15 protein-coding genes and 2 tRNA genes are annotated in these 17,022 nt (G+C 66.8%); 7 read left to right on the forward strand and 10 right to left on the reverse strand.

The window, feature by feature from the left end:
- Nucleotide 1: 1 nt before the first annotated feature.
- Both narI and FBY33_RS19690 read left to right on the forward strand, forming a co-directional pair.
- Entirely contained in the window at nucleotides 2–799 is a 798-nt protein-coding gene (gene narI / locus FBY33_RS19685; RefSeq protein ID WP_142032105.1) for a respiratory nitrate reductase subunit gamma, read from the forward strand.
- Between the two features lie 38 nt (nucleotides 800–837).
- On the forward strand, nucleotides 838–2,058 hold the full coding sequence (locus tag FBY33_RS19690) for an MFS transporter (protein WP_142032107.1): 1,221 nt from the start codon (nucleotides 838–840) through the stop codon (nucleotides 2,056–2,058).
- On the opposite strand, the gene FBY33_RS19695 is transcribed toward FBY33_RS19690, so the two are convergent.
- Entirely contained in the window at nucleotides 2,043–2,597 is a 555-nt protein-coding gene (locus tag FBY33_RS19695; protein ID WP_142032109.1) for a dihydrofolate reductase family protein, read from the reverse strand. The two genes, FBY33_RS19690 and FBY33_RS19695, sit on opposite strands and share 16 nt — an antisense overlap.
- Before the next feature lie 234 nt (nucleotides 2,598–2,831).
- Here FBY33_RS19695 and FBY33_RS19700 point away from each other — a divergent pair, with 234 nt between their 5' ends.
- Nucleotides 2,832–3,728: an SDR family oxidoreductase gene (locus FBY33_RS19700; RefSeq protein ID WP_142032111.1), complete on the forward strand. Its 897-nt coding sequence runs from the start codon at nucleotides 2,832–2,834 to the stop codon at nucleotides 3,726–3,728.
- Nucleotides 3,729–3,736: 8 nt separating this feature from the next.
- On the opposite strand, the gene yidC is transcribed toward FBY33_RS19700, so the two are convergent.
- From yidC to FBY33_RS19725, 5 genes are all read right to left on the reverse strand, one after another.
- Nucleotides 3,737–4,588, reverse strand: a complete 852-nt coding sequence (gene yidC, locus FBY33_RS19705; protein ID WP_327436761.1) for a membrane protein insertase YidC — start codon at nucleotides 4,586–4,588, stop codon at nucleotides 3,737–3,739.
- 160 nt (nucleotides 4,589–4,748) lie between these two features.
- Nucleotides 4,749–4,822: transfer RNA gene (locus FBY33_RS19710), tRNA-Met, on the reverse strand.
- 60 nt (nucleotides 4,823–4,882) lie between these two features.
- Nucleotides 4,883–4,954, reverse strand: a tRNA-Thr gene (locus FBY33_RS19715).
- Between the two features lie 297 nt (nucleotides 4,955–5,251).
- Complete coding sequence (locus FBY33_RS19720; protein ID WP_142032116.1) at nucleotides 5,252–7,354, reverse strand: DEAD/DEAH box helicase; 2,103 nt, start codon at nucleotides 7,352–7,354, stop codon at nucleotides 5,252–5,254.
- Nucleotides 7,355–7,749: 395 nt separating this feature from the next.
- Nucleotides 7,750–8,403 (reverse strand): MOSC domain-containing protein, encoded by a 654-nt coding sequence (locus tag FBY33_RS19725; RefSeq protein WP_142032117.1) that lies wholly within the window; start codon nucleotides 8,401–8,403, stop codon nucleotides 7,750–7,752.
- A 193-nt stretch (nucleotides 8,404–8,596) separates the two neighbouring features.
- Here FBY33_RS19725 and FBY33_RS19730 point away from each other — a divergent pair, with 193 nt between their 5' ends.
- The 4 genes from FBY33_RS19730 to FBY33_RS19745 are packed head-to-tail and all read left to right on the forward strand — an operon-like array spanning nucleotide 8,597 to nucleotide 13,126.
- Nucleotides 8,597–9,217 (forward strand): Tat pathway signal protein, encoded by a 621-nt coding sequence (locus tag FBY33_RS19730; RefSeq protein WP_200831475.1) that lies wholly within the window; start codon nucleotides 8,597–8,599, stop codon nucleotides 9,215–9,217.
- A 3-nt stretch (nucleotides 9,218–9,220) separates the two neighbouring features.
- Entirely contained in the window at nucleotides 9,221–10,432 is a 1,212-nt protein-coding gene (locus tag FBY33_RS19735) for a glutathionylspermidine synthase family protein (protein ID WP_142032121.1), read from the forward strand.
- A 13-nt stretch (nucleotides 10,433–10,445) separates the two neighbouring features.
- Nucleotides 10,446–11,939, forward strand: a complete 1,494-nt coding sequence (locus FBY33_RS19740) for an APC family permease (RefSeq protein ID WP_142032123.1) — start codon at nucleotides 10,446–10,448, stop codon at nucleotides 11,937–11,939.
- On the forward strand, nucleotides 11,936–13,126 hold the full coding sequence (locus FBY33_RS19745) for an acyl-CoA dehydrogenase family protein (RefSeq protein ID WP_142032125.1): 1,191 nt from the start codon (nucleotides 11,936–11,938) through the stop codon (nucleotides 13,124–13,126). Before FBY33_RS19740 ends, FBY33_RS19745 begins: the two co-directional genes overlap by 4 nt.
- A 9-nt stretch (nucleotides 13,127–13,135) precedes the next feature.
- Here FBY33_RS19745 and FBY33_RS19750 read toward each other — a convergent pair whose 3' ends face one another.
- The 4 genes from FBY33_RS19750 to FBY33_RS19765 are packed head-to-tail and all read right to left on the reverse strand — an operon-like array spanning nucleotide 13,136 to nucleotide 17,007.
- Nucleotides 13,136–13,906: an SDR family oxidoreductase gene (locus FBY33_RS19750; RefSeq protein WP_142032128.1), complete on the reverse strand. Its 771-nt coding sequence runs from the start codon at nucleotides 13,904–13,906 to the stop codon at nucleotides 13,136–13,138.
- 25 nt (nucleotides 13,907–13,931) lie between these two features.
- Nucleotides 13,932–15,290 (reverse strand): MFS transporter, encoded by a 1,359-nt coding sequence (locus FBY33_RS19755; RefSeq protein ID WP_142032130.1) that lies wholly within the window; start codon nucleotides 15,288–15,290, stop codon nucleotides 13,932–13,934.
- Entirely contained in the window at nucleotides 15,287–15,793 is a 507-nt protein-coding gene (locus FBY33_RS19760) for a winged helix-turn-helix transcriptional regulator (protein ID WP_142032132.1), read from the reverse strand. The genes FBY33_RS19755 and FBY33_RS19760 overlap by 4 nt, the downstream gene beginning before the upstream one ends.
- 50 nt (nucleotides 15,794–15,843) lie before the next feature.
- Nucleotides 15,844–17,007 carry a cystathionine gamma-synthase gene (locus FBY33_RS19765; protein WP_142032134.1) on the reverse strand — a complete coding sequence of 388 codons (1,164 nt, stop codon included), beginning with the start codon at nucleotides 17,005–17,007 and terminating at the stop codon, nucleotides 15,844–15,846.
- Nucleotides 17,008–17,022: the final 15 nt, after the last annotated feature.

Raw genomic sequence — 17,022 nt, forward strand, 5'->3', positions numbered from 1 at the left:
CATGCCGGCACTCAACGGGACGTTCGCGACCGAGCCAGGCGCCGCCGTCGTCCTTAACTCCTGGGACACCGTCCTGTGGGGCGTCCTGCCCTACGTCATGGCGGTGGTGCTGGTGGGCGGGCTCATCTGGCGGTACAAATACGACCAGTTCGGTTGGACCACCAGGTCCTCCCAGCTCTACGAGTCCAGGCTCCTGCGGATCGCCTCCCCGCTGTTCCACTTCGGGCTGCTGGCCGTCATCGCCGGGCACTTCTTCGGCCTGGTGATCCCGATGGCGTGGACCCAGGCGGTGGGCATGAGCCAGGAGTTCTACCACTTCAACGCCCTGCTGGTGGGCGGCATCGCCGGGGTGGCAACGCTGGGCGGCATTGCCCTGCTGATCTACCGGCGCCGCACCACCGGGCCGGTCTTCATGGCCACCACCAAGAACGACAAGACCATGTATGTGGTGCTGACCGCTGCCATCGTCTTCGGTTTGTGGACCACGCTGGCCAGCATCTTCGAAGGCGAACATGGGCACAACTACCGGGAGACGGTGGCGCCCTGGTTCCGGTCGCTGTTCATCTTCCAGCCGGACATCGCGGCGATGGCGGCTGCGCCGTTCTCCTTCCACCTGCACACCCTGGTGGGAATGGCGCTGTTTGTCATCTGGCCGTTTACGCGGCTGGTGCACGCCTTCACCGCGCCCCTGCACTACCTCTTCCGCCCGTACATCGTCTACCGCTCGCGGGACAGGGAAACGAAGGGCCGGGGCTGGTCCGCCGTGGGCACGCCGGACAGGGACACCCGCAACCGCTGACCGGCGGCTTGCTTTTGACGATGCAGTGAGGAGCAGCAGTGGCCGGATCAACATCAACGCCAGGCACCGGCAGGGCGCTGAACCTGGCGCTTGCGACGGCGGCATCCGTGGCGGGTTTCTGGGCATGGAACTCCGTGGCCACGCTCGGCGCGTTCTACACCAAAAACCTTGAACTGACGCCGGCCACCACCGGGATCCTGGTGGCCATGCCGGTGTTTGTCGGTTCCCTGGGCAGGATCGTGGTGGGCACCCTGACCGATAAATACGGCGGCCGGGCAATGTTCACCGTGGTGCTGCTGGCCGCCATCCCTCCCCTGCTCCTGGTGTCGGTCGGCGGGCTCCTGAGCTCCTTCGCGCTGGTGCTGGGGGCGGGGCTGCTGCTTGGTGTGGCGGGCACCGTGTTCGCGGTGGGGATCCCCTTCGTCAGCGCCTGGTACGAACCGGCCCGCCGGGGCTTCGCCACCGGCGTTTTCGGTGCGGGCATGGGCGGGACGGCACTGGCAGCATTCCTGAATCCCCGGCTCGTTGCCGGGATCGGATACTTTCCCACGCACCTGCTGATCGCCGGTGTTCTGGCCGCGATGGCCGTGCTGGTCTGGTTCCTCATGAAGGAATCCCCGGACTGGGCACCCAACCACGCCCCGGTGCTGCCCAAGCTCCTTGATGCCGCCAGGACGTCCGTCACCTGGAAGATGTGTTTCCTCTATGCAGTGGTCTTCGGCGGTTTCGTGTCCTTTGCCACCTACCTGCCCACCTACCTGCGGGACGTCTACAGTTTTGATCCCGCCGGTGCGGGCGCCCGCACCGCCGGTTTTGCCTTGGCCGCTGTCCTTGCCCGTCCGGTGGGCGGTGTCCTTGCCGACAAGCTCGGCCCCAAACCGGTGGTGATCGCAGCCCTTGGCGCCGTCGCGGTCCTGGGCTGGGTGGTGAACCTGCGGCCCGACGGCGAGGTGCCGGCCGGTGCCACGTTCGTTGCCATGGCGGGCGCACTGGGGTTGGGGACCGGCGGCGTCTTCGCCTGGGTAGGCGTCCTGTCGCCGGCAGGAAAGGTGGGCAGCATCAGCGGCATCGTGAGCGCTGCCGGGGGGCTGGGCGGCTACTTTCCACCGCTGGTCATGGGCGCAACGTATGATGCTGCAACGCGCAGCTATTCAATTGGGCTCCTCCTGCTGGTGGGCACGGCCTTCGTGGCCCTGCTGTTCACCCTCCTCGCGGTGCAGCCCAGGGCGGGCGCGCCGGCGGTTCAGCATGCACCGTAGCGCAGGTACACCACACCGTTTCCGAACCGCCGCTCGTCCAGCAGCTCGAACCGTGCCTCCAGTCCGTCCGGGAGGAAGCGCAGGCCGCCGCCCACGGCGACCGGGTTGACGAAGAACTGGCATTCGTCCACGAGGCCTGCCTTGAGGGCGTGGGCCGCGAGGGTGGGGCCGCCGATGCTGATGTTCCTGTCCGCGGCGTCCTTCAGGTCCTGCACCGCCTCCGGGCGGAACTGCCGCTCCAGCCTGGTCCGGGGTGCAGCGGCGCTGTCCAGCGACGTCGAGTACACCACCTTGTCCGCCCCCTGCCAGATGCGCGCGTAGTCCTGGATGACCGGCGGGTCTTCGGACGTACCCATGGTTTCCCAGACGGACATCACCTGGTACATCCGCCGCCCCAGGAGGTAGGTGCCCACATCCCGCTCAAGGTCGTTGATGAAGGCGTGGACTTCCTCGTTCGGAGCAGACCAGTTGAAGTTGCCGTCCCTGTCTGCCGTGTAGCCGTCGATGGACATGATTGCGGAGTAGATCAGCTGCGCCATGGGCCCATTCTGCCGGTGGGCCTCGACCCTGGATAGGTTTTCGGCGCTCCTTGCGGCATTCCTTGGCTTGTTCGCACATCCATACCCTTCAACGCGGGTAATTGCGAACAGGCTTAGGACCGCAGCTTCCGCCGATACCGTGACTCGTCGGCTGCTCTTGCCAGACCGCTCCCCGAAAGCATTAACTGAGCTTTGCGCGGTCTTAAACTCCGGGCAAATGGAAGGAGCGCAGCCATGATCCTCCTGATCGGGGCTACAGGTGATCTGGGTGGCAGGGTTGCCAGAGGGCTTCGCTCTGCCGGACACAAAGTCCGTTGCCTGGTCCGGCAGAACACGGACGTTGCGCAACTGCAGGCAATCGGCGCCGAAATTATCCGCGGCGACCTCATCGACCCGGCCACGCTGGCGCCGGCGTGCAAAGGCGTCGATACCGTGATTGCCACGGCCACCGCCATGAGCCGCCGCCTGCAGGGCAGCAGCCAGGGCAGTATCCGGGACGTCGACCAGGTGGGCATGGAACATCTCATCGATGCTGCAGAGGCCGCGGGGGTTGGCCGCTTCGTCTACCTGTCCTTCGCCGGAATCGAAACCGCCGTTGAGACACCGCTGAGGCACGCCAAGCTGGCCATGGAGCGGCGCCTGGCTTCTTCTGGCATGAAAACCGTGATCGTGCGGCCGGACGCGTTCCAGGAAGTCCATCTCTCCCCCACCGGCCGCTTCGACATGGCCGCCGGCAAGGTGTCGGTGATCGGAAAGGGCAACACGAGGACACGATGGGTGGCGACGGATGATGTGGCCGCCCTCCTCTGCGCCGTGGCCCTGGAGGCGGACCCGCCACTGCTGGTCGAGTTTGGCGGCCCGGAGCCGCTGTCGAAGAATGAAGCCTGTGCCATGGCCGGGGAGCTGATGCACCGCCCAATGAAGGTGCAGCACATGCCGCGGCTCCTGGCGCGTCTTGCCGTAAGATTCCTCAGCCGCAGCAGGGACGGCCTCTCAGCCGCACTGGGGGCGGGCCTCACGGCAGACCTCAACAGGCCAACGTGGGACGACATGCCCCTTCGCCAACGCGGGATCAACGCCAAGCCTGTCAGCGACTTCCTCCGGGAGCAGGCACAGTCCTGCGGCGCCTGAAGCTGGACTCACTGCTGCCGCGACACCAGGAACTGCTGTCCCAGGGTCCAGAGGTTGGAGACTGTCCAGTAGACCAGGACCCCGATGGGAAAGAAGATCCCGCCCACACCGAAGACCACGGGCAGGACGTACAGAAGGACTTGCTGCTGGCGCATCAGCGGACTTTCACTGTCCTGGCCGGCCATGGTCCGTGAGGCAACAAGTTTCTGCGTCAGGAATTGGCTCGCAATCATCACCAGGATCATGACGACGGCGAGCACGGCCACGGCGGCCGGCTCGCCGCCGCCGTGCAGCAGGGAAGCTGACAGCGGCGCCCCGAAGATGCTGGACGAGTCGAACTGGACCACCTGGTCATGGCCCATCACCCCGATGCCTTCACCCTCGCGCGATGCGTTGGAAATTCCGGACAGCACCTGGAAAAGCGCCAGGAAGAACGGTGCCTGGATCAACAGTGGCAGGCACGCCGAGAACGGGTTGGTGCCATGTTTTTTGTAGAGGGCCATCTGCTCCTGGGCCATGGCCTGCCGCGATGCCTGGTCCGTCCTGCCCTTGTACCTGTCCTGGAGTTCCTTCAGGTCCGGCTGCAGGAGCCGCATCCTGCGCTGGGCCCGGACCTGGGCAAGGAACACCGGGATCAGGGCCGCACGGATGACCAGTACCAACCCGATGATGGACAGCGTCCACGTCCATCCGCCCGCAGCCGGCATGCCCACGGCACCCAGCCCGTCGTGGAAAGCCACCATGATGGCGGACACCAGCCATCGGAACGGCTCCATTACCGCCGTGAAAAAGTCCACCGATCCCCCATCCGCACGTTGCTGCCAAGCTACTGCGCAATGGAGCACCTTGTCACGACTCACGTGTTCCTTTTCGCCCCCCGAATTACATTAGGACCCCCATATGTGCGCCGCGCAGGTGAATATCTGCAGCGAAGATGCTTTAGAGCGTCGATTCGGGCTCGCCCGGATCCGGGAAACAGGAAAGCCCCCGGATCCTTGCGGAACCCGGGGGCTTAGCCTGTAGCGGTGGGGAGGCTCGATCTCCCGACCTCACGATTATGAGTCGTGCGCTCTAACCAACTGAGCTACACCGCCACGAATGAGAAAAACCTGCGTCAAGCCGGTCAAACCGCCTTGACGCAGGCCCTCATTCAGAGCCCCCCACCGGAATCGATCCGGTGACCTCGTTCTTACCAAGAACGCGCTCTACCACTGAGCTAGGGGGGCAACGAGTAAATACTCTACCGGAAGATTTCCGCACCAACAAATCGGCGCCAAGAGCGCTTCCGGGACCATGATGAAGGCGCTTTCACGGACCGCGGGAGCGGCTTTTTCCGCGGAATTCCGGGGCTGGAGGGGCCGGTACCGGCAAGTGGACGACGGCGGCGAGCACCTTTCAAGGTCCCGTGACCGCCGCGTCGGGGCAGGAATGTGGCCAGTCCCACACTCTTGCCGTTAAACGCCGATGGGCCGGCTCGAAAGCCGGCCCATCGCCGTCGTCAATTCCTCAACGCGAGGGGTGGTTTACCACTTGCCCTTACGGTTGAAGTCGCGGTGTCCGCTGTCGCCGCCGCTGCGGGGCTTGCGGGAGCCATCGCCGTGCCCGCCGAAGCGGGAGTCGCCCGCCTGGCCACGGTCGCTGAAGGAACGCTCGCTGTACGAACGGCCACCACGGTCAGCGGAGGACCGCTCGCCATCGTTCTTGCGGAATTCCTTCTTGAACCCGCCGTTGCCCTTGAAGTTGCCGCCACGCTCGCCGCCGCGGTTGCCCTGGTAGGCGCCACGGTCACCGGAGGGCTTGCGGCCGTTGTCCAGCTCGAGGTGGATCAGCTCGCCGCCGATCCGGGTGCGGGACAGGGCACGCAGCTGCTCGGCGCTCAGGTCCGCGGGCAGCTCCACCAGGGAGTGGTCCGAGCGGATGTCGATGCCGCCGATCTGCGCGGAGGAGATGCCGCCCTCGTTGGCAATGGCACCAACGATGGAGCCGGGCATGACGCGCTGGCGGCGGCCCACCGCGATGCGGTAGGTGGCGTTGCCCTCGGTCAGCGCACGGGTGGGCCCACGGGAGCCGAAGCCGTCCTTGGAGCGTTCGCGCTTCTGGAACTCGGGAGCAGCGGGCAGTTCCTTGACCAGCAGCGGCTGCCCGCCCTGGGCCATGACGGCCAGTGCCGCAGCGATTTCTGCTGCCGGCACCTTGTGCTCTTCCTCGTAGGAAGAGATCAGGTCGCGGAACATCGAGACGTCCTCGGACTCAAGGGTCTCGGTGATGCGCTCGGCGAACTTGCCCAGGCGCAGCGAGTTCACGGTCTCGGCGGTGGGCAGGTGCATCTGCTCCACCGGCTGGCGGGTGGCCTTTTCGATGGCGCGCAGCAGGTACTTCTCCCGCGGCGTCATGAACAGGATCGCCTCACCGCTGCGGCCCGCGCGGCCCGTGCGGCCGATACGGTGCACGTAGGACTCGGTGTCGTGCGGGATGTCGTAGTTGACCACGTGGCTGATGCGCTCCACGTCCAGGCCACGGGCGGCGACGTCGGTGGCCACCAGGATGTCGATCCGGCCTTCCTTCAGTGCGTCCACAGTGCGCTCACGCTGCTGCTGCGGGATGTCGCCGTTGATGGCGGCAGCCTGGAAACCGCGTGCCTTCAGCTTGTCAGCCAGGTCCTCGGTGGCCATCTTGGTGCGCACGAAGGCGATAACACCGTCGAACTCTTCCACCTCGAGGATGCGGGTCATGGCATCGAGCTTGTGCGGGCCCATGACCTGCAGGTACCGCTGGCGGGTGTTGGCGCCGGTGGTGGTCTTGGACTTGACGGAGATCTCGGCCGGGTTGTTCAGGTACTGCTTGGACATGCGGCGGATCTGGCTCGGCATGGTGGCCGAGAACAGCGCAACCTGGCGGTCCGACGGGGTCTGCTGGAAGATCTGCTCCACGTCTTCGGCGAAGCCCATGCGCAGCATTTCGTCAGCCTCGTCCAGCACCAGGTACTGGAGCTCGGACAGGTCCAGGGAACCCTTGGAGATGTGGTCGATCACGCGGCCGGGGGTACCGACAACCACCTGGGCGCCGCGGCGCAGGCCGGCGAGCTGGGGGCCGTAGGCGGAGCCGCCGTAGACGGGCAGCACAGTGAAGTCGTCGATGTGCTTGGCGTAGGAAGTGAACGCTTCCGCCACCTGGAGGGCAAGCTCACGGGTGGGGGCCAGAACCAGGGCCTGGGTCTTGCGGGACGGGCCGTTGAGGTCGTGGAGCTCGGCCAGGCGGGACAGTGCCGGTACTGCGAATGCTGCAGTCTTACCGGTTCCGGTCTGGGCCAGGCCCACCACGTCGCGGCCTTCGAGCAGCAGCGGGATGGTGGCTGCCTGGATGGGGGACGGCTTTTCGTAGCCGACATCCTGCAGGGCGGCCAGGACACGGCCGTCGATGCCAAGATCGGCGAAGCGCACGCCGTCTTCTTCGTCCTCGTCAGCCTTGGGTGCCGGCGCTTCTTCGGCCTTCGCTGCGGCAGCGGCCGGGGCGGCTTCGGGAGCTTCAGCGGTTACGCCGGCGGCCTCTGCTGCGGGGGCAGCGGGCTCGGTGAATTCGATGCCGGCGGTTGCTTCGGTGGTGGTTTCGTTCTGGTTTTCGGGCATAGGGAGATATTCCTCATCCATAGGGGGCCAGGCGGCACTACCCGAGGTGAGCGGAGCCGCAGTACGCGTGCCGATGATGCCGGGCAAACGTTGACCGGCCGGTCACAGAAGTCCGGCGCTTTCGCAATCCCGTGGCAGGACTTCGCGCTGCATCTCTTGGCTGCTATCCCAGCAGTCTGTACAGCGTTTTCTTTAGCCGGCTCTCCCTATGAAAATGCCCGCATCGCTTGCGCGGGCCCCAACACTTGCCAGTCCTGCCTCAAAAATTGGGCAGGAATAAGGGATTTCCGGAGTGGGGGATGTTTCAAGTGTAAGGGATGGACGCCGCTGACCGCCAATTCAGGGTCCGACGGCGGCGGTGAGCTTGCGCACACGGCCCGCCCACGGCGGGGGTGCTACTGCCCCAGCCGCCGCAAAAGCACCCGGAACTTGGTGTGGTATTCGTCCTGGAGCCTGATCTCGCCGTCGGCCTCTGCCCTGCGGAGGGCCTCGATGACCTCGGCGTCCGGCGCACTGAACCATCTGCCGATGGTGACGCCGTGGCGCGGCACGAAGGTCCGCTCGATGGGATCGCCGGCCCGGATGCTGCCGGTGCGGATGACCCGCAGGTAAGCCCCCACCCGCCCCTCCTCGGTGAACCGCTTCACCCACTGGGGTTCCTTCATGCGGCGCTGGAACGTGGCGCAGGGGGTGCGCGGGGACGTCACTTCGAGTTCGACGCCGGGCCCCACCTTCCAGCGCTCCCCGATGACGGCGTGGGTGGCTTCGATGCCGGACACCCGCAGGTTCTCGCCAAAGGAGCCCGGCGGCAGTTCCCGACCCAAAGCGCCGGCCCAGTAATCGGCGTCGGCCTGGGAGTAGGCGTAGACGGCCTGGTCCTCCCCGCCGTGGTGCACCCTGTTGGCCTGGATGTCGCCGCGCAGGCCCAGCTTGTGGACCTTCACGGGCCCGTTTGCCGGGCGCTTGTCGATGGCCGTGACGCCAACGTTCCCCTGGTCCCCGATCAGTTGGTGGACGCGGCAGACGGCGAGGACAGAACCTGATTCCATGGCATCAGTCTAGGGTTCTCCCCTGCCTCCTCCCGGTGATGCTGCCATGGGCACTTCTCCCCCGCCTTGGAGCGCGGTTCTACTCGCAGCCGCCCGGCGGAGGGATTACGCTGATCCGAGGATTGCAATGGGGGTGCAGCGCTGTGCCCAATTCACGTGGACAACTGAAGGGGACGCTGTGGATTCAAACACCATGGACCCGAACGAGGACCCCAGCAAAGCGCAGGACAAAGGGCCGGGCGGAGGCTCCGGGCAGGTGCCTCCGGAACCGGGCGCGGGCAGCAGCGCCAAGCCTCCGCCCTGGCAGGTCCCCAAGCCGGACCTGCGCCCCGAACTCCTCAATGAACCGGTCACCCCTGTGGACCCCTTCGGCCGGGAGCGGGAAAAACAGCTCAACGATGCAGCAGCGCGGAAGAAGCGCTCCCAGCGGCGCACCGTGGTGGTGGGACTCGGCGTGACGGCGCTGCTGGCCGGAACCATTACGGCAGTGGTGGCCAGCAATGAGGACGACCCCGAGTACGCACAGGTGTGCTTCAACGACGAAACCGGCGAGCGCGTGGAGGACAGGAGCTGCGAAAGCTCGGCGGGGAGGGGTGGCGGGATCTACGCCTGGTATTTCTTCTCCCGTGGCGCCTACGTCCCGCCGATTGGCCAGAACCGGTCAACCGCGCCCAATTACACCAGGACCGTTCCCAGCGGTGCCAAAGCGTCCACGGGCTACAGCAGCCAGGGCGGCACGGTCAGCCGCGGCGGTTTCGGCTCCAGCGCCAAGAGCGGCTCAAGCGGTGGCGGCGGCAAGGTTTCGGGAGGCTGACGGATGAAGAGGTTGTTGTCCCAGCCGCGTCCGGACTGGAAGCGGAAGATCGAAGAGCAGGGCCTGGTGTTTTCGACCACCACCATGGATGACGGGCGCCGGATCGAGTACTGGAACGAATCCGCGTACTACGAATTCACCATGGACGAGGTTGAGACCCTTGAGGTGGTGGCCGAGGACATGCACCGGATGTGCCTGGAGGCCGCGAAATTCCTTGCCACCGGCGCCATGGGCAGCATCGGCATCGGCCCGCAGGCTTTGGAACTGGCGGCTGAATCGCTGCAGGCCGGCGACGTGGATGTGTACGGCCGGTTCGACTTCATCTACGACGGCCGGGGCGGTCCGGCCAAGATGCTCGAATACAACGCCGATACCCCCACCGGACTCATCGAGGCCGCTGTCGCCCAATGGTTCTGGCTGCAGGACGTCCACCCGGGGAAGGACCAGTGGAACGGCATCCATGAAGCCCTGATCCGGCAGTGGAAGGAGTTCCAGTACCGCACCGGCATGAGCACCCTCCACGTTGCCCATTCGGAGGTGGAGGAATCCGGCGAGGACTGGATGACCGCGGCCTACATGCGCGATGTCGCCAGCCAGGCCGGGTGGACCACCATCGGGATCAACATGTCCGATATCGGCTGGGACCCCAACCTGAACCGCTTCGTGGACCTGGACAACTTCATGATCAGCACCATCTTCAAGCTCTACCCCTGGGAGTTGATGATGAAGGAGGAATTCGGGCCCCGCCTCCTGGAGCGGGCCCACAACCCCCGCTGGGTGGAGCCGGCCTGGAAGATGCTGCTCTCCAACAAGGCCCTGCTCGCCGCCCTGTGGCACCTCTACCCCAACCATCCCAACCTGCTGCCTGCCTACCTCACCGATCCGGGGCCGCTGAAGGAATGGGTGGCCAAGCCCCTCCACGGCCGCGAAGGCGACAACATCCGGATCCACGCGGACGGAATCAGCCTGGAACAGCCCGGCGGCTACGGCCGCGAGGGCTGGTGCTACCAGCAGTACCACCCGCTGCCGGACTTCGACGGCAACCACCCGGTCCTGGGGCTCTGGGTTGTGGATGGCGAGTCCGTGGGCTGCGGCATCCGCGAATCGGACGGACCGGTCACCGACTACTTCTGCCGCTTCGTCCCCAACACCATTGACGCGGCGGCGCCGCTTTCCGCGGTGACCGACACCACCAAGGCAGGAGTCGTTCTATGAAACCGGAGACAGCATGAGCACGGACATGACGACGACGGGCGGCCCCGGGCGCGGTACCGGCACCCCGGTGCCCGCCAAAGGGTTGCGGGCCGGCATCCTGGACCTGGGCGACTCGGTGATGCTGGGGCTGGCCTCCACCGCTCCGGTGTACTCGCTGGCCGCCACCCTTGGCCTCATCGTGGCGGTCAACGGAAACTACACTCCCCTGATCCTGCTGCTGGGCTTCATTCCGGTCCTGTTCATCGCCTACGCCTTCCGTGAGCTCAACAGCGCCATCCCGGACTGCGGCACCACCTTCACCTGGTCCCGCCGGGCCTTCGGCCCCTGGGCGGGCTGGCTGGGCGGCTGGGGCGTGGCACTTGCCGGCATCGTGGTCCTGGCCAACCTGGCACAGGTGGCTGGGCAGTATCTCTGGCTGCTGGTGGGCGACGGGTCGCTGGCGGAGAACCAATTACTGGTTACCGGCACAGGGCTGGCGTTCATCATCCTCATGACCCTGGTGAACTACCGCGGAATCCGGCTGGGCGAACACGTCCAGCGCGTCCTGACCTATGTCCAGTACATTGCGCTGGGCCTATTTGCGCTCGCCATCGTGGTGCGGATCGTGGGCGGTGCGCCGGAGGGGCAGGCCTTCGATTTCGAGTGGTTCAACCCTGCAGGCGCCTTCGCCGATCCCGGTGCCGTGGTGCACGGAGCCCTCCTGGCCCTGTTCATTTACTGGGGCTGGGACACCTGCCTTGCCGTGAACGAGGAGACGGAGAACCCGTCCACCACCCCCGGCCGCGGCGCCGTGATCTCGGCGTTCGTCCTGGTGGCAATCTACGTATCCGTGGCGCTGCTGGTGATGATGTACGCCACCGTGGGTTCCGAGGGGATCGGCCTGGGCAACGAGGCCAACCAGGACGATGTCTTCCTGGCCATGAAGGACGTGGTGCTGGGCGAATGGGGCTGGCTGATCGTCGTTGCGGTTCTGGCGTCCGTCCTGTCCTCCACCCAGACCACCATCCTGCCCACGGCCCGCGGGACGCTCTCCATGGGTGTCCACGGGGCGCTGCCGGCGAAGTTCGCGGAGGTGCACCCGCGAAACCAGACGCCGGGTTTTTCCACTCAGGTGATGGGCGGCGCAGCCGCGGCCTATTACGTGGCCATGAGCTTCCTGAGCGAAAACCTCCTGGCGGACTCCATCAGTGCCATCAGCCTGTTCATCGCGTTCTACTACGCCCTGACCGGCTTCGCCTGCTTCTGGTACTTCCGTGGAACGCTGCGCGAATCGGCGCGCAACCTCTGGTTCCGCGGCATCCTGCCGCTGGCCGGGGCGTTGCTGCTGACCGCGGCGTTCTTCATCTCGGCGGTGCAGATGTGGGACCCGGCCTACGGTGACACCCGGATCTTCGGCGTCGGCGGTGCCTTCGTGAGCGGCGTGCTGCTGCTGGCGCTCGGTGTGGTCCTCGCCGTCGTCTGCCGTTTCCTGCCCTCCACCCGCGGCTACTTCGAGGTGAAGAAATGAGAGGTGAAGAAATGACAGCGGGCCCCTCGGACGTCCTGGACCTCGATTCCCTGCTGTCGGCCGGGGAACTGGAGCTCCGGCAGAAGATCCGTGACTTCACCAACCAGCGGATCAAACCGGAGATCGCCCGGTGGTATGACGACGCCGTCTTTCCCCTGGACCTGGCCCCGGAGCTGGGTGAACTCGGGGTCCTCGGCATGCACCTGGAGGGCTACGGCTGCCCCGGCCGGTCCGCCGTCGAATACGGCCTCGCGGCGATGGAACTGGAGGCCGGCGATTCCGGCATCCGCACCTTCGTGTCTGTACAGGGCTCCTTGGCCATGACGGCCATCCACACCTGGGGATCGGAGGAGCAGAAGCAGGAGTGGCTGCCCCGGATGGCCGCCGGGGAGGTGATCGGGTGCTTTGCCCTGACCGAGCCCACCGCCGGTTCGGATCCCGCTGCCATGGCCACCTTTGCCGAGCGGGACGGCAGCGGAGAGGACGCCGGCTGGGTGCTCAACGGCGCCAAGAGATGGATCGGGCTGGCCTCCGTGGCCGGCGTGATGGTGGTGTGGGCCATGACGGACGACGGCGTGCACGGCTTCCTGGTGCCGGCAGGCACCCCTGGGGTGACCGCCACGCCCATCCGGCAGAAGCTGTCCATGCGCGCCTCCATCCAGTGTGATGTGGTGTTCGACGGCGTCCGGCTGGGTCCCGAGGCCCTGCTCCCGGCAGCGCGGGGGCTGCGCGGCCCGTTCACCTGCCTGAACGAGGCCCGGTATGGCATTGCGTGGGGTGCCATGGGCGCGGCACGGGATTCCTATGAGGCTGCGCTGGCGTACTCGCAGGAGCGGCTGCAGTTCGGCAAGCCGCTGGCCGGCTGCCAGCTCACGCAGGAAAAGCTGGTGAACATGCTGGTGGAGGTCCAGAAGGGCACCCTGCTGGCCCTGCACCTGGGCCGGCTGAAGGATGCGGGGAGCATCCGGCCGGAGCAGATCTCGCTGGGCAAGTTGAACAACGTCCGGGAGGCGATTGCTGTGGCGCGGGAGGCGCGGTCCATCCTGGGCGGCAACGGCATCACCACGGATTACTCACCGCTGCGGCATGCCGCGAACCTGGAGTCGGTCCGCACGTATGAGGGCACGGATGAGGTGCACACCCTGATCCTCGGCCGGCACATCACCGGCCTGGACGCCTTCCACTGAGCTGCCCCCTCAGGCCGAGAAGCCGCCGTCGGCCTTGATCAGCTGCCCGGACACCCAGCGGCCGGCGGGGGACAGGAGGAACGCCACGGTCCCGGCGACGTCGGCCGGGGTGCCCAGCCTGCCGGTGGGCTGGCGCGCGGTAAGCTCTTCGCGGATCTCCGGGGTCATCCAGCCGGTATCCACCGGCCCAGGGTTGAGCACGTTGGCCGAGATCCCCTGCGGACCCAGCTCGCGGGCCGCGGCAATCACGATCCTGTCCAGGGCCCCCTTCGAGGCACCGTAGGGAAGGTTGAACGCTGTGTGGTCACTGGTCAGCGCAACGATCGCGCCGCCGTCGTCCGTTGCCTGCCGCGCAAAGGCGGCGATCAGCTGCCAGCTGGCGCGGGTGTTCACCGCGAAGTGCCGGTCAAAGGACTCCACGCTGGTGTCCAGCACGCCTGAATCCACCGACTCCGCGTGGCTGAGCACCAGGCCATGCAGCGGGCCGGCCAGCTGCGCGGCCTCCGCCACGAGCCGGTCCGGGACGCCGGGATCCTGGAGGTCGGCTGACAGGACCTGGACCTTGGCGCCGATGGCCTCCAGCTCGGCGGTGAGGCGGACCACGTCCTCGGGTTCGCTCCCCCACGGCATGCGGGCGTCGTAGTCGGCCCAGTAGGACAGCGCCAGGTCCCAGCCGTCCGCCGCGAGCTGCCGGGCAATGCCGGCGCCGATGCCGGCCAGCCGCCCCACACCGGTGACCAGGGCAACGGGGCGGGAAGGGACGGGTGTGACGGGTTCCATCGGACCAGCCTAGCGGTGGCCCGCATCAGGCTGCTGCCGGCTCCGCTTCCCGCGAACTGCGGTTCCGGTGGATGGTGGCACTGATGACGGCGGCAATGGTGCACATGGCCGCCGCCGCCAGCCAGGCGTAAGTGTAGTGGCCGGTGGCGTCCCGCAGGACTCCGGCGGCGATGGCTGCCGCGGCGGCACCCAGTTGGTGGGCCGCGAAGACCCACCCGAAGACCACGCTGCCGTCAGCACCAAACGTTTCGCGGCAGATGGCGGCCGTGGGTGGAACGGTGGCCACCCAGTCCAGGCCGTAGATCACCACGAACACGATCATGCTGGGCTGCACCTCGGCGTTCAGCAGCAGCGGGAGCACCAGCAGCCCGATGCCGCGGAACTGGTAGTAGACGGCCAGCAGGACGCGAGGGTTGAAGCGGTCGGTCAGCCAGCCTGAGGCGATGGTCCCGATGATGTCGAAGATCCCGACGACGGCGAGCAGCCCCGCGGCGGTGGTTTCCGGCATGCCGTGGTCATGGGCGGAGGGGATGAAGTGGGTGCCGATCAGGCCGTTGGTGGTGGCGCCGCAGATGGCGAATCCAGCCGCAAGCGCCCAGAACGTGCGTACCCTGCTGGCGCGCTTGAGGACCTGGAGGGCCCGGACGGCGGCGTTGCTGCGCCGGCCATTGTCCGGAGCCGCTGTGGAACTGTCCTGCGCTTCAACGGGGAGCTCGTCTGCGCCATACGGCAGCACTCCGGCGTCGGCGGGTGAGTTCTTGAGGAACTTCAGCACCAACGGGACCACGGCGAGCGCGCCGGCGGCGATCAGCAGGGAAGCCTGCCGCCACCCTGGATCCTGCGCGAGGAGGGCGATGAAGGGCAGGAAGACCAACTGGCCGGCGGCGCTGCCGGCTGTCAGGATGCCGATCACCAGTCCCCGGCTTTTCGCAAACCAGTTGTTGGCGATGGTGGCGGCGAAGACCAGGGCCATGGAGCCGGTCCCGAGCCCGATCAGCAGCCCCCAGGTCAGCAGGATCTGCCACGACTGGTTCACCAGCACCGTCAGGGCGCTGCCGGCACCGATCAGCACCAGGGCCGTTGCGGTGACAGCCCGGATGCCGAACCGTTCCATCAGGGCCGCGGCGAACGGGGCCGTGAGGCCGAAGAGCACCAGGTTGATGCTGACGGCTGCCGAGAGGACCGTGGTGGACCAGCCGAACTCCTGCTGGAGCGGAACCATGAGGACGCCGGGGGCCGCCCGGAATCCGGCTGCTCCCACCAGGGCAAGGAAGGCCACGCCGGCAACGATCCAGGCTGGGTGCAGGCGCCGGCGCGGGCCCGGCGGCTGCGGGGCGGCCGCTACAGCTGGAATTTCTGCCGCTTCTTCGGGCAGGGTGCTCACGAAACCGCTCCCGTCCCCGACGCGGTGGACAACCGGATGGGCTGGTCGGACCTGGACCGGCTGTGCCAGCTGGTGTTGGCCGCCGTCAGCCGTTCGCCACACCGGGTGCAGGTGTCCGCCGAGGTGGTGGATTCCCCGCAACCGGTGTGGATCACGTACAGGTGCGCCTGGTCCGAGGGCGCGGGCAGGTGCTTTTCGGCCCAGATGGTGACCGCGTTCAGGACCGGGAGCGCGTCCTCACCCTTGGGAGTGAGCACGTACTCGTGGCGTGTGCGGCCGCCGTCGTCGTATGCCTTCCTGGCCAGCAGCCCGGACTCCACCAGGCCTGCCAAGCGTTTGGTGAGCACCGAATCCGCCACCTCCAGCCGGCTTTTCATGGCGTCGAAACGGCCGTTTCCGAAGAAGACCTCCCGCAGCACCAGGATGGACCAGGGGTCGCCCAGGATGTCCAGGCCGCGGGCCATGCTGCAGCTGCGTTGGGACCAGTCGGATCGAAGAGGCATAGGGAAACCCTAGCTGGCTTCTTTCAAGAAAGCCATACCTCCGCGACGTACTACGGGATGGCGGAGAAGGCCTGGTCCAGGTCCGCGATCAGGTCCTCCACGTCCTCAATGCCGCAGGACAGCCGGAGCAGGTTGACCGGGACGGCCAGCTCGGTGCCCTTGACCGACGCGTGGGTCATTTCGGAGGGGTAGTTCATGAGGGACTCGATGCCGCCCAGGGACTCAGCGAGGGTGAAGACGGACGTGGATTCCGCCACCTTCCGGGCCGCCGCCTCACCGCCCTTGAACTGCACGGAGACCATGCCGCCGAACTTCCGCATCTGCTTTTTGGCGAGCTCGTGGCCCGGGTGGGTGGGCAGGCCCGGATACAGGACGGCCTCCACCTCCGGGCGTTCGAGCAGCCATTCGGCCACGGCCTGTCCGTTCTCGCTATGCCGGTCCATGCGGACGCCCAAGGTCTTCAGGCCGCGCGTGGTCAGGAAGGCATCCATCGGGCCGGACACGGCTCCCACGGCGAACTGGACGAAGCCGATCTTCTCGGCCAGTTCAGCGTCCTTCACCACCACTGCGCCGCCCACCACGTCCGAGTGGCCACCGATGTACTTGGTGGTGGAGTGGACCACGACGTCGGCACCCAGGGTGAGCGGGGTCTGCAGGTAGGGGGACGCAAAGGTGTTGTCCACCACCAGGAGGGCCCCGGCGTCGTGCGCGATGTCCGCGAGCGCTGCGATGTCGGTGATCTTCATCAACGGGTTGGAGGGCGTCTCCACCCACAGGAAGCGGGTCTTGTGGGAGGCCACGGCGTCGCGGACCATGTCGAGGTTGGCCATGTCCACCGGGGTGTTGCCGATCCCCCAGTCGCCAAGCACCCGGCTGATCAGCCGGTAGGTGCCGCCATACGCGTCGTTGCCCAGCACGATGTGGTCCCCGGGGCGGGTAAGCGCGCGGATGAGGGCGTCCTCCGCGGCCAGGCCGGAACTGAAGCTGTAGGCGTGGGTGCCCAGCTCCAGCGCCGCAAGCTGTTCCTGCAATGCGTCCCTGGTGGGATTCCCGCCGCGCCCGTATTCATAGCCGCTGCGCAGGCCGCCGATGCCGTCCTGGGCATACGTGGAGCTGAAATGCAGCGGCGGCACCACGGCTCCGGTGCGGGGCTCGAACTCCTGGCCCGCGTGGACGGCGCGGGTGTTGAAACCTTGGTTTTCAGAGGCAGGCATGGGTGCTCCTTAATG

Source organism: Arthrobacter sp. SLBN-112, assembly GCF_006715225.1.
Classification (GTDB): Bacteria; Actinomycetota; Actinomycetes; order Actinomycetales; family Micrococcaceae; genus Arthrobacter.